10 protein-coding genes are annotated in these 12,591 nt (G+C 63.8%); 1 reads left to right on the top strand and 9 read right to left on the bottom strand.

Annotated features, from left to right (window positions below; translation table 11 throughout):
* Positions 1–61: 61 nt before the first annotated feature.
* From QRN45_RS20445 to QRN45_RS20410, 8 genes are all read right to left on the bottom strand, one after another.
* Positions 62–550 (bottom strand): PTS sugar transporter subunit IIA, encoded by a 489-nt coding sequence (locus QRN45_RS20445; protein WP_059387422.1) that lies wholly within the window; start codon positions 548–550, stop codon positions 62–64.
* 39 nt (positions 551–589) lie between these two features.
* A complete protein-coding gene (locus tag QRN45_RS20440) occupies positions 590–2,350 on the bottom strand; it encodes a glycerol-3-phosphate dehydrogenase/oxidase (RefSeq protein WP_284764499.1) in 1,761 nt (586 codons plus the stop codon).
* 102 nt (positions 2,351–2,452) lie between these two features.
* Entirely contained in the window at positions 2,453–3,589 is a 1,137-nt protein-coding gene (locus QRN45_RS20435; protein ID WP_241709810.1) for a GuaB3 family IMP dehydrogenase-related protein, read from the bottom strand.
* A gap of 147 nt (positions 3,590–3,736) precedes the next feature.
* Positions 3,737–5,248, bottom strand: a complete 1,512-nt coding sequence (gene guaB / locus QRN45_RS20430) for an IMP dehydrogenase (RefSeq protein ID WP_078108142.1) — start codon at positions 5,246–5,248, stop codon at positions 3,737–3,739.
* Between the two features lie 220 nt (positions 5,249–5,468).
* On the bottom strand, positions 5,469–7,529 hold the full coding sequence (locus QRN45_RS20425) for an acyltransferase family protein (RefSeq protein ID WP_241709811.1): 2,061 nt from the start codon (positions 7,527–7,529) through the stop codon (positions 5,469–5,471).
* 245 nt (positions 7,530–7,774) lie between these two features.
* Positions 7,775–9,385 carry a chaperonin GroEL gene (groL, locus tag QRN45_RS20420; protein ID WP_241709812.1) on the bottom strand — a complete coding sequence of 537 codons (1,611 nt, stop codon included), beginning with the start codon at positions 9,383–9,385 and terminating at the stop codon, positions 7,775–7,777.
* An 85-nt stretch (positions 9,386–9,470) separates the two neighbouring features.
* A complete protein-coding gene (gene groES, locus QRN45_RS20415) occupies positions 9,471–9,767 on the bottom strand; it encodes a co-chaperone GroES (RefSeq protein ID WP_028265041.1) in 297 nt (98 codons plus the stop codon).
* 219 nt (positions 9,768–9,986) lie between these two features.
* On the bottom strand, positions 9,987–10,397 hold the full coding sequence (locus QRN45_RS20410; protein ID WP_241709813.1) for a hypothetical protein: 411 nt from the start codon (positions 10,395–10,397) through the stop codon (positions 9,987–9,989).
* Positions 10,398–10,474: 77 nt separating this feature from the next.
* On the opposite strand from QRN45_RS20410, the gene QRN45_RS20405 reads away from it, so the two are divergent.
* Complete coding sequence (locus tag QRN45_RS20405) at positions 10,475–11,713, top strand: THUMP-like domain-containing protein (protein WP_241709814.1); 1,239 nt, start codon at positions 10,475–10,477, stop codon at positions 11,711–11,713.
* 27 nt (positions 11,714–11,740) lie between these two features.
* On the opposite strand, the gene QRN45_RS20400 is transcribed toward QRN45_RS20405, so the two are convergent.
* A complete protein-coding gene (locus tag QRN45_RS20400) occupies positions 11,741–12,559 on the bottom strand; it encodes a shikimate 5-dehydrogenase (RefSeq protein WP_241709815.1) in 819 nt (272 codons plus the stop codon).
* Between the last annotated feature and the right edge of the window lie 32 nt (positions 12,560–12,591).

Below are 12,591 nucleotides of genomic sequence, written 5' to 3'. Positions count from 1 at the left end.
CGACAGGCCAACAACCCCAATTCTTACTCGTTAAGGGCTGCTAAAAAGGTAACGGAGGACGTCAGTGGTCGAAGAACACCAGGCTGGAGTTGATCAGTTCGGCGATGACTTCGGGATCGTGGGCGCGCCGGAGGGATTCCCGGAACGATTCCTTGGACAGCGAGCGGGCCAAGGTCGCGAGGACTTCCAGGTGGTCCGAGAACGAACTGGCCGGCGTAGCGATGAGCAGGACCAACGTGGCCGGTCCGTCGCTGGCGCCGAAGTCCAGCGAATGACCGAACTTCGTGACACCAACAGCGATGGAGACCCGGGAAACATACTCGCTGCGCGCGTGCGGAAGGCCAATGCCGCCCGGCAGTCCGGTGGCAAGCTGATGCTCGCGCGAATTGACGACTTCGAGGAAGCCCTCGAGGTCCGTGATGCGCCCGGCCGCGTACAGCCGTTCCGCGAGCTGGCCCGCAGCATCTGTCTTGTCGACCGCTTCCATTTCAAGGATGACGGTCTCCGGCGTTGTCAGTTCGGCATCATACGGGTCCAGTGGTTCCGCCAAGTCGTTTTCCCTCCAGTGTGCCCAGCCGACCCAGGCCGCTCAGCGGAGGGGAACGATGTCATCGACCCCCATGCGCGCAGCATCGGCCGATTCGTCGTCGGGCTGCTGTTGGCTGAGCCGTTCAGCTTCCACCCGGGCCAGGTAGTGCTTGATTTCGCTTTCCCGCTGCGTGTCGCTCCAGCCAAGAATCTCTCCCATCAGCTTAGCGACAACAGGGACCGCGGAAACACCTCTGTCCCACGACTCGATCGAGATGCGGGTACGTCGTGTCAGGACATCATGGACATGCCGGGCACCCTCATGGGTCGCGGCATAGACGACCTCCGCCGCCAAATAGTCGTCGGCTCCAGGCAGCGGCTCGGCCATGGCGGGGTTGTCCTTGATGATGGCCAGGACGTCCGGGGTCATGGATCCGTAGCGGTTCAGGAGATGCTCCACCCTGGCGACATGCACTCCGGCTTCATCCGCGGTTCTTGCGCGCCGGTTCCATGCAGCCTTGAATCCCTCGGCTCCCAGGAGCGGAATGGTATCGGTGCAGCTCGCCGGTACGCGCTCGTCCATGGCCCGGGTCGCTTCGTCCACAGCGTCCTTCGCCATGACCCGGTACGTGGTGAACTTTCCACCTGCAACCACCACCAAGCCTGGAACGGGGTGCGCCACGACGTGTTCGCGTGAAAGTTTCGCCGTTGAGTCGCTCTCCCCCGCCAGCAGCGGGCGGAGGCCCGCGTAGACTCCCTCGACATCCTCACGGGTCAGGGGCCGCTTCAAGACACGGTTGACGTGTTCAAGGACATAGTCGATGTCCTTTGTGGACGCGGCGGGGTGCGCCTTGTCGAGCTTCCAGTCGGTGTCCGTTGTGCCGATGATCCAGTGCCGGCCCCACGGGATGACGAACAGCACGGATTTTTCGGTCCTCAGTATCAATCCCACTGTGGATTGGAAGCGGTCGCGCGGGACCACAAGGTGGATGCCTTTGGAGGCGCGGACCTTGAGTTGGCCGCGGTCCGTCACCATGGCCTGGGTCTCGTCCGTCCAGACTCCGGTGGCGTTGACCACTTGCTTGGCGCGGACTTCGATGATGCTGCCGTCCTCCTGGTTTTCCACCTTCGCACCGACCACACGTTCGCCCTCGCGCACGAACGACACCACGCGCATCCTGTTCACGGCATGCGCTCCGTAATGTGCCGCGGTGCGGACGACATTCACCACCAGCCTGGCGTCGTCGACCTGCGCATCGTAATAGCGGATGGAACCGACGAAGGCATCGTTCTTGAGGCTGGGGGCTGCCCTCAGTGTTCCGCGCCGGAAGAGGTGCTTGTGCATGGGCACACCGCGGCTGTGTCCGGAGGTGAGGCCGAGCGCGTCGTAGAGGAAGATCCCGGCACCAACGTACGGGCGTTCCCAAAACCGCCGGGTCAGCGGGTAGAGGAACGGGACCGGCCGGACGAGGTGCGGTGCGATCTGTTGGATCAGCAGTCCGCGCTCCTGGAGGGCCTCCTGGACCAGCGCGAAGTCCAGCATTTCCAGGTAGCGCAGGCCACCGTGAATCAGTTTCGAGGACCTCGACGACGTGCCGGAAGCCCAGTCCCTGGCCTCGACAATGCCAACGGACAAGCCGCGGGTCACGGCGTCCAACGCCGCCCCGGCCCCGACCACGCCTCCCCCGACGATCAGGATGTCGAGTTCCTTGCCAGGCTCGGTGGTGCCCTTGAGAACGTCGATGGATCTGGCCCGCGCGTCTGGACTCAATGCACCGCTGGATGCATCATCCCTTTGCGAACCATCTGCAACACTGCTCATTGGACGCCTCCCATCGCACAAAGCCCGTAGTTCCCCACACTACTTCTTGTCCGCGGGCTTGGGCAGGGTTTTCGCGCGACTGCTCAAGCGGCCGAATGGGCGCTACCGCCCGGAGTAAGGCGAGACGACGACGTCGACGCGCTGGAACTCCTTCAGGTCCGAATAGCCGGTGGTGGCCATGGAACGGCGAAGCGCTCCGATCAGGTTGGACGTTCCGTTGGTGTGGTGGCCCGGTCCGAAGAGTACTTCTTCGAGGGGCCCGACAGTGCCGACGTTGACCCTGTCGCCGCGGGGCAGCTCAAGGTGGTGGGCTTCCTGGCCCCAGTGCCAGCCCTTGCCCGGGGCTTCTTCGGCACGTGCCAGGGCGCTGCCGAGCATGACGGCGTCGGCGCCCATGGCGATGGCTTTGACGATGTCACCCGAACTGCCCATGCCGCCGTCGGCGATCACGTGCACGTATCGTCCGCCGGATTCATCCATGTAGTCGCGGCGGGCTGCGGCGACGTCGGAAATGGCGGATGCCATGGGCGAATGGATGCCGAGCGCACGGCGCGTTGTGGTCGTCGCGCCGCCGCCAAAGCCCACCAGGACGCCGGCCGCACCAGTACGCATGAGGTGCAGTGCCGGGGTGTACCCGGCGGCTCCGCCGACGATCACCGGCACGTCGAGTTCGTAGATGAACTGCTTGAGGTTCAGTGGCTCGTGGTTCTTGGAGACGTGTTCGGCCGAGACGGTGGTGCCCCGGATGACAAAAATGTCGACGCCGGCGGCAACCACGGTTTTATAGTGCTCCTGGGTGCGCTGCGGCGTCAGCGATCCGGCCACGGTCACGCCCGAAGCCCGGATTTCCGCGAGCCTGGTGGTGATCAGTTCGGGCTGGATGGGAGCCTTGTAGAGCTCCTGCATGCGCCGAGTGACCGCCGGGCTGGCCGTTTCATCCTCAAGGGCGGAGATCTCGTCCAGCACGGATTGGGGGTCCTCGTAGCGCGTCCACAAACCCTCGAGGTCCAGCACGCCCAGGCCGCCCAGCCGGCCAAGTGCGATGGCCGTTTCAGGAGACATCGCAGAGTCCATGGGTGCGGCGATCACTGGCATCTCGAACTTGTAGGCATCAATCTGCCATGAGACGGAGACGTCCTTGGGGTCGCGCGTCCGGCGGTTGGGGACGATCGCGATGTCATCCAGGGAGTAGGCACGACGCCCACGCTTGCCACGGCCAATCTCAATCTCATAAGTCACTGCTCTAGGTTATCCCAGTGCACCGCGATCTTCCGGCAGGGTGACGTACAGCATGACGGCGGGGGCTGCCGCGAAAACAGCCGAGCCCGCCACCTTCCTGGAGGGAGGTGGCGGGCTCACTTGAACTGCCTATGGGAAGAATGGCGCCTAGCGTGAACCGTAGTTCGGGGCCTCGACGGTCATCTGGATGTCGTGCGGGTGGGACTCCTTCAGCCCGGCCGCAGTGATGCGCACAAACTTGCCGCGTGCTTTGAGCTCTGCGATGGTCGGAGCACCCGTGTAGAACATGGTCTGGCGCAGGCCGCCCACCAACTGGTACGCCACCGAGGAGAGCGGGCCGCGATATGCGACGCGGCCTTCGATGCCTTCCGGAATGAGCTTGTCATCGCCGGAAACGTCAGCCTGGAAATAACGGTCCTTCGAATAGGACGTGTTCTTGCCGCGGGACTGCATGGCCCCCAGGGACCCCATGCCCCGGTAGCTCTTGAACTGCTTGCCGTTCACGAAGATCAGCTCACCCGGCGACTCGTCGCAGCCGGCCAGCAGGGAGCCCAGCATGACGGTGTCGGCACCGGCCACGAGGGCCTTGCCGATGTCGCCCGAGTACTGCAGGCCGCCGTCGGCGATCAGCGGGACTCCGGCGGGGATGGCCGCCTTCGAGGACTCATAGATGGCCGTGATCTGGGGGACGCCCACACCGGCAACCACGCGCGTGGTGCAGATGGAGCCCGGGCCCACGCCCACTTTGATGCCGTCGGCGCCGGCGTCGATCAGTGCCTGGGCACCTTCACGGGTGGCTGCCTGGCCACCGATGATGTCAACGTGCGCGGCCACGGGGTCGGACTTCAGCCGGGTGATCAAGTCCAGGACACCCTGCGAGTGGCCGTTGGCGGTGTCCACGAACAATGCGTCGACGCCGGCGTCGATCAGCGTCATGGCGCGTTCCCAGCCGTCGCCGAAGAAGCCGATGGCGGCGCCGACCCGGAGGCGGCCTTCCTCGTCCTTCGTCGCGAGCGGGTACTGCTCGGCCTTGGTGAAGTCCTTCGTCGTGATGAGCCCCTTGAGGCGTCCCTGCTCGTCAACGAGGGGCAGCTTCTCGATCTTGTTGGTGGCCAGCTTGTGCGAGGCCTCTTCGCGGCTGATGCCGACGTGCCCGGTGATGAGCGGCATCTTGGTCATGACGTCGCTGACCAGCCGCAGCGGGAAGTCGGATTCCGGGACGAAGCGGGTGTCTCGATTGGTGACGATGCCCAGCAGCCGGCCATCGGGGTCGATAACGGGGAGGCCGGAAACCCGGTACCGCGAACACAGTTCGTCCAGTTCCTGGAGGGTTGCTTCCGGGTGGATGGTCAGGGGGTTGGTGATCATCCCGGACTCGGAGCGCTTGACGCGGTCGACATGGTCGGCCTGGTCTTCGATGGACAGGTTGCGGTGGATCACGCCGAGTCCGCCCTGGCGGGCCATGGCGATGGCCATGCGGGACTCGGTGACGGTGTCCATGGCGGCGGACAGCAGCGGAGTCTGGACGGAAATCCGCTTGGAGATCCGGGAGGAAGTATCAGCTTCCGAGGGAATGACGTTGGTGTGGCCCGGCAGCAGCAGGACGTCGTCGTAAGTCAGGCCGACAAAGCCAAAGGGATCGTGTTGGGGCTGGGTCATGAGTGCGCCTCTTACCTTGGTTCTGGGGGGTTGCTCTGGTAGGGGTTGCAGCTGATGACCAGCCCGTCATTACGGGACTGGCCTGTGCAGAAAGGTTCTGAATAAATAGTAGAACCTCGCCGCCGATCCCCATATTCCGCGAGGGCAATGTGAGCAACGGCACCCGGGGGGCTCCCGTTGTCGGGCCCGGCTGGGCGTCGGGGTCCCTGACTCCGGGCGCCTAGCTCCAGCCGGTGGCGGCCAGCCACCTTTCCTTGAGCATGGGCGCCATGCTCGCAACATAGGTCTTGGAGAGGTGGTTGTTGTCCAAGTAGACAAACGTGTTGCCCACAACCCCGGGACATTCCGTGCCGTTGCAAATCAGATCGGTCATATCCAGGATGGACAAGCCCGGGTACTTCCCCTGAAGGGACGCGAGCGGGTTCTGGGCCGCCAGCAATTGCTCCTGGCTTGGATTGCAGTCGGGGCTGTGTTGACCTTTGACCGCGACGCAATCGGCCATGTTGAAATCGAACCTCGGGTTGTCCCGTACGGCGATGACGTTGATGCCCTTACCCGTGAGCATCTTCACTGTGTCTTCAAGGCCCACTGTCAGCTTTTCATCGGGTGATGAGGGCGATGCCGCCGTCCCCACCAGGAATACGGCACTCGGTGGATGCTGGTCGATCTGCTGGACGACGGCGTCGTTGAAGGCCTTGCACGGTGCGTCCAATCCGGAGGTATCCACGGTGAACGGACATGCGCCGAGCAGCAGCTGGTAGGTGCGCCATTGCTCCTGTTCGGCCACCGGAGCCACCGCGGCCAGCCATTGCTCCGCGTGGGAGTCGCCGAGCACCAGAATGGTCCGGCTGGATTCGGCCGGCTGATTGTTTTGAAGGCAAACCCCTTGGAGGAGTTTGGACGAAGGCACCAGATCTCCCGAGCATTTGCTGGGTAGATTTGCCCAGTCCTGGGCCAGCTTTTCAGCGGTGGGAAGCAGGACAGCGCTGGGACTCACTTCGTTGACGTAGCCGGGCACCAAGGCAGCGGCTCCAGGGTTGTCCTTTTGGGCTTGGTCCATGGCGATTTTGGCGGTCACGTTCTGCTGCACCGTGAAACCGATCAACGGCACTATCGCGATAGTGAGGCAGGCGACGATCGCGACGGCGGCACGTCGCCGGTTCACTTCGGGCCACTTCCATTCCCTGAACGGCTTCTCGACGAACTTGGTCGTCAGGAAGGCCAGAACCAACGCGGTGGCAATGATGACGGTCCCGGAGAGCCAGCCGGCGTGGTCCTTCCCTGTCCAGATGAGGGAGATGACCAGCAACGGCCAATGCCACAAGTACAGTGCATAGGAGTTGTCGCCCAGGCGAACGAGGGGCCGGGAGCTGAGGATCCGGTCCACTCCGAATCGGCTGCCGGTCTGGCCCGCGGCAATGATGCAGGCGGCCGCCAGGGTCGGCCAGAGCGCCACGAAGCCAGGGAACGCCGTCTGGACCTGGAGCACGATCCCGCAGCTCAGCATGGCGATAACGCCGACCCACCCCATCACCACGCGGACGTTCTTCGAGATCTTCACCATCGGCAGGACCAGGGCAGCCAGTGTTCCGAGGGCGAACTCCCACAGCCTGGCGAAAGTATCAAAGTAGGCGGTGGTCTGGTTCGACGCCGTGGCAATGATCGAGTAGGTGAGCGACACCAGGAAGATCAGCCCGAACACATACGTCAGGGCGACCCTGTAGCGGAGGGCGTACTTTCTGCAGACCAATGCGGCGATCGCGAAAATGACCGGCCAAAGGATGAAGACCTGGCCCTGGATCGAAAGGGACCAGAAATGCTGGAGGGGACTCGCTTGGCTGCGGTCGGCAGCGTAGTAGTTGACCGCTTCCCGCTGGAGGAGCCAGTTCTGGACGTAGAAAAGGGAGGCCCAGACCTGGTCGACCAAGGCTGCCCACCGGGTTTTGGGGAGGACCACGAAGATGGCGGCCAAAGTACCCAGGAGAACCACGACGGTTGCCGGAAGCAGCCGCCGGAACAAGTGAAGCCAATGCCTCAGCAGGTCCATGGGCCGGTGCTGCGCATAGCGGTTTGTGAACTGCAATGTCATCAAGAAGGCGGACACCAGAAGGAAGACGTCTACGCCACCGGAAACCCTGCCGAACCACACGTGGTACGTAACCACCATGAGCACCGCGAGGGAGCGCAGGCCTTGAATTTCAGGGCGAAAGTTCGGCTTTCTTCCGGTGCCACTGGAACGACGTTGCTCCTTGGTAGTAGCCGTCGTTTGCGCAGTTGACACAACAATGCCCCTCAATGACCTAGATCGAACCATAAATCTTACTGATTCGTAATAACAAGTGCCAATCGAAAATCCATTCGAGAAGCATCCATCACTCAATTAGGTCATGCTTGGCTGGACGTTGACATGGCGAATACCGAGTGCCAACTGTGGGCTCGTCCATGCCGCGACGAAGGTAGCCGGGAGCCAAACGCAGGAGGCCCGGCCCCCAACGGGACCGGGCCTCCTGCGTCGGACAACCAGGATTAGTGGCTGTGGCCTGCGTGCTCGTCTTCTTCGGCCGGCTTCTCGACAACCAGGGTCTCGGTGGTGAGAACCAGGGCTGCGATGGACGCGGCGTTCTGAAGCGCGGAGCGGGTGACCTTGACGGGGTCGATCACGCCGGCGGCGATCAGGTCCTCGTACACGGCGGTCTTCGCGTTGAAGCCATGGTTGTCTTCCAGCTCGGCAACCTTGGCGACGACGACGTACCCGTCGAAGCCAGCGTTCTGGGCGATCCAGCGAAGGGGCTGGGTCAGGGCTCGGCGGACGATCCCAACGGCGGCAGCCGCGTCGCCTTCCAGTGCCTTGACGGCAGGGTCCTCGTCCAGTGCCTTGAGGGCGTGGATGAGGGCTGAACCGCCGCCGGAGACGATGCCTTCTTCAAGGGCAGCACGCGTGGAGGACACTGCGTCCTCGATACGGTGCTTCTTTTCCTTGAGTTCGACCTCGGTGGCTGCGCCGACCTTGATGACGCCGATGCCGCCGGCAAGCTTTGCAAGCCTTTCCTGCAGCTTTTCCCGGTCCCAGTCGGAGTCGGTGCGGGTCAGCTCGGCACGGATCTGGGCGACGCGTGCTGCGACGTCCTCGGGTGTGCCGGCGCCGTCAACAATCGTGGTGTTGTCCTTGGTGACGGTGATGCGGCGGGCACTGCCGAGCACCTCGAGGCCAACCTGGTCCAGGGACAGGCCGAGCTCCGGGGAGACTACCTGTGCGCCGGTCAGTGTGGCGATGTCCTGCAGCATGGCCTTGCGGCGGTCGCCGAAGCCCGGTGCCTTGACGGCGACGACGTTCAGGGTGCCGCGGATACGGTTCACGATCAGCGTGGACAGCGCTTCGCCGTCGATGTCCTCAGCAATGATGAAGAGCGGCTTGGCGGCCTGCAGGGCCTTCTCGAGGAGCGGCAGGAATTCCTGCAGCGAGGAGATCTTGCCCTGGTTGATCAAGATGAGCGCGTCCTCCAGAACAGCTTCCTGACGTTCCGCGTCAGTGACGAAGTACGGGGACAGGTAGCCCTTGTCGAACTGCATGCCCTCGGTGAGGACCAGTTCGGTCTGCGTGGTGGAGGACTCTTCGATGGTGATGACACCATCCTTGCCGACCTTGCCGAAAGCCTCGGCGAGGAGCTCGCCAACCTCATCGCTCTGGGCGGAGATCGCGGCGACGCTGGCAACCTGCGTGCCTTCTACTTCGCGGGCGTTCTCCAGGAGGCGGGCAGCCACGGCCTGGACGGAAACCTCGATGCCACGCTTGATTTCGCCCGGGGCGGCTCCAGCGGCAACGTTGCGCAGGCCTTCCTTGACGAGGGCCTGCGCAAGCACGGTGGCCGTGGTGGTGCCGTCGCCTGCGACGTCATTGGTCTTCGTTGCGACTTCCTTGGCCAGCTGCGCGCCAAGGTTCTCATACGGGTCGTCGAGTTCGACTTCGCGGGCGATCGTCACGCCGTCGTTGGTGATGGTGGGAGCTCCCCACTTCTTGTCCAGAACGACGTTGCGGCCACGCGGGCCAAGGGTGACCTTGACGGTGTTGGCGAGCTTGTCAATGCCTGCTTCGAGCGAGCGACGGGCAGCGTCGTTAAACGCAAGCTGCTTTGCCATGGTTGTGTCCTTTCAAGACGGAAAACCCGCACCGCTGATTCGACCGGAAAAGTCCGACGTGATCTGCGATGCGGGATCCAGGGAATTACTTAACGACGATCGCCAGAACGTCGCGGGCGGACAGAACGAGGTATTCGTTGCCGCCGGTCTTGACTTCAGTTCCGCCGTACTTGGAGTAGATGACGACGTCGCCAACGGTTACGTCGACCGGAACCCGGTTGCCGTTGTCATCGAAGCGGCCGGGGCCAACTGCAACAACTTCGCCTTCCTGCGGCTTTTCCTGTGCAGTGTCCGGGATGACCAGGCCGGAAGCCGTGGTCTGCTCTGCTTCGAGCGGGCGGACAACAATGCGATCCTCGAGAGGCTTAATGGAGACCGACACTCGGATCTCTCCTTTACGTGAGGTAGTACATGGACTATCAAACCAGGGGTGCCGTGGCGGGCTTACCGTCGTCGCGGTGCCGGTAAGTGCCTGGCGGCATTAGCACCCGCCTAGGGAGAGTGCTAATCAAGACTCTATGTAAGCATTAGCACTCGGTCAAGGCGAGTGCCAGAATTCCGTCACGGGTGAACACCCGGAGCGCCGCTTCCGGTCGGAAGCTCATTGCCCGGCGAGGTCGTCGAAGTCGACATCCTCGCCGTCGTCGTACTCTTCCGCCGGCGCGGTTCCGCGGTTCAGGTACAGCACCACGCCGCTCGCGAGCGCGACGACGCCGAACACCACCAGCCCGACGATCGCACCGATGCGCGCACCGGAATAGGTGTCCCGGATCTCCCGGGCCTCGTCAGTGGCGTCCTGGACGCTCTTTCCGGTCATGGAGTAGGTAGCTGCATTGAAGGAATCGAGGAAGAAAATAATGATCAAGAGAGCGATGCAGACAACGGCAATCAAAGCACCGACGATAAGCGCCGGGCGGGCATACTTGGAAAGATTTCCGGCGAAGGGACGTCTATCGGGGACAGAGGGAGAACCATTGGCGTCGTCAGGCTGGCGTACTGGGTTGTCTTCCATGGCATCAACCCTATCCGCCCGAGTGCTCCCGGATCCCCCTCCACCCCGTATGACAGGCGAGCACTAGGCTAGTTCCCATGGCTGACACACCCCAGGACCACATTGCCCCCTTGCTGACAACCGAGGGTTGGGAACTCCTGGCATCCTTGGGACCGTACCGCGACGGCGAAGCGTTGGCCCTCAATGCCCGCCTGCGCAAGGACGGCCACTCCCCCGGGCTGGTGGCCGCCGTCCTCACCCAATCCAGGCTCCGCACCCGGGCCGAGGCCAAGTTCGGCGAATTCGCCCGGCAGATGCTCTTCACCCAAGCCGGCCTGGAGCAGGCCACCCGGCTCAGTGTGGCAGCCAGGCACGCCGAGCGTTTCGCCAAGGCGGGCACGCAGCACGTCGCGGACTTGGGCTGCGGGCTCGGAGCCGACTCCATGGCCATGGCCTCGATGGACATCAAGGTCACCGCCGTGGAACTGGATGAGACCACCGCGGCGTGCGCCACCATCAACCTCATGCCCTTCCCGCATGCGTCAGTGGTGCACACTGACGCTACGTCCGTGCCCCTCGACGGGGTCGACGGCGTGTGGCTCGATCCGGCGCGCCGCACGACGTCGTCGTCGGGGACGAAGCGTATCTGGGATCCGGAGGCGTTCTCGCCGCCGTTGTCCTTCGTTGAATCGCTGGCCGCTACCGGAAAGTCGGTCGGCGTCAAGATGGGTCCGGGGATGCCGCACGAATCGGTTCCGGGCGGCTGTGAGGCGCAGTGGGTCTCGGTGGGAGGGGACGTCACCGAAGTAACGCTGTGGTTCAACGACGTCGCCCGTCCCGGCATCCGTCGTGCGGCACTGGTGCTCGGGCCGCAAGGCGCAGCCGAGATCACCAGCGGCGAAGATTTCGACGGCGGCCCGGTGCCCGACGTCGGACCGGTGGAGGGGTACCTCTATGAACCGGACGGCGCGGTGATCCGCGCCGGACTGGTGGCCGACGTCGCACTCCGGCTGGGCGGGCACCTGGTGGACCGGCACATCGCCTACATTTGCGCTCCGGAGCTGGTGGAGACCCCATTCGCGCGCGCCTACAAAGTCCTGGAGGTCATGCCGTTGAACGTCAAGGCCCTCAAGGCCTGGGTGAAGGCCAACGGCATCGGTGTACTGGACATCAAGAAGCGCGGCACATCCGTCACCCCCGAGGAACTGCGGAAACAATTGCTGCCGGCCGGAAAGGGCTCGGCGAAAGGCCGCGGCAACAAGACAGCCACCCTGGTCCTCACGAGGATCGGCGAGGAAAAGGTGGCTGTTGTGGTGGAGCCGGCAGCGGCCGACTAGGTTACGCCAGGCCGGCCCCGCGGCGCCCTACTGGGCCCGCGTGAACTCTTCGGCAGCGGCCACTTGCTCCGGAGTTGGCGTGATGCCGGTGTAGAGCACGAACTGTTCGAGCGCCTGGATCGTGGCCACCTCGGCACCGCTGATGACGGTCTTTCCTGCCGCACGGCCAGCCTTGATGAGCGGCGTCTCTGCAGGGAGGGCGACGACGTCGAACACCACCTGCGCGGCCGCGACCGCCGCTTCGGGGAAGGACAGCGAGCCGGACTCGGGTCCGTCGGCCATGCCGACCGGCGTGACGTTGACGATCACGTCCGCGGTCGACTCTCCAACTTCGGCCTGCCAGTCGAAGCCGTAGAGCGCCGCGAGGGATTGTCCGGACTTCTCGTTCCGCGCAACCACCGTGACGCGAGAGAATCCGGCGTCGCGGAAGGCTGCCGCGGTGGCCTTGGCCATGCCGCCGGAACCGCGGAGCAGCACAGACGACGCCGGGTCGATCGCGTTGCGCTCGATCAGCTGGGCGATCGCGGTGTAGTCGGTGTTGTAGGCCGTGAGTACCCCGTCGTCGTTCACGATCGTGTTGACCGAGTCGATAGCGGCGGCCGATGCGTCCATGCGGTCGACGAGGGCGATGACGTCCTCCTTGTACGGCATTGAGACGGCGCAGCCGCGGATGCCCAGGCCGCGCACGCCGGCGATCGCGTTCGGGAGGTCAGCGGGAGCGAAGGCTTTGTAGATCCAGTTCAGGCCGAGCGCCTCGTAGAGGAAGTTGTGGAAACGCGTTCCGTTGTTGCTCGGCCGGGCAGAGAGTGAAATGCAAAGCGTCATGTCTTTGTTGAGGATCGGCATAACGGGGCTTCCTTCGCGTAGCGGGTTCTCTG

This window comes from Arthrobacter sp. efr-133-R2A-63 (assembly GCF_030209795.1).
Classification (GTDB): domain Bacteria; phylum Actinomycetota; class Actinomycetes; order Actinomycetales; family Micrococcaceae; genus Arthrobacter; species Arthrobacter bambusae_A.
This window is presented reverse-complemented; position numbering and strand designations above follow the sequence as displayed.

Bases quoted from the DNA above. Each gene is read 5' to 3' on its own strand.
- QRN45_RS20405 (WP_241709814.1), top strand. From the start codon at position 10,475: ATGGCTGACACACCCCAGGACCACATTGCCCCCTTGCTGACAACCGAG.
- guaB (WP_078108142.1), bottom strand. From the start codon at position 5,248: ATGACCCAGCCCCAACACGATCCCTTTGGCTTTGTCGGCCTGACTTAC.
- QRN45_RS20440 (WP_284764499.1), bottom strand. From the start codon at position 2,350: ATGAGCAGTGTTGCAGATGGTTCGCAAAGGGATGATGCATCCAGCGGT.
- QRN45_RS20400 (WP_241709815.1), bottom strand. From the start codon at position 12,559: ATGCCGATCCTCAACAAAGACATGACGCTTTGCATTTCACTCTCTGCC.
- QRN45_RS20410 (WP_241709813.1), bottom strand. From the start codon at position 10,397: ATGGAAGACAACCCAGTACGCCAGCCTGACGACGCCAATGGTTCTCCC.
- groL (WP_241709812.1), bottom strand. From the start codon at position 9,385: ATGGCAAAGCAGCTTGCGTTTAACGACGCTGCCCGTCGCTCGCTCGAA.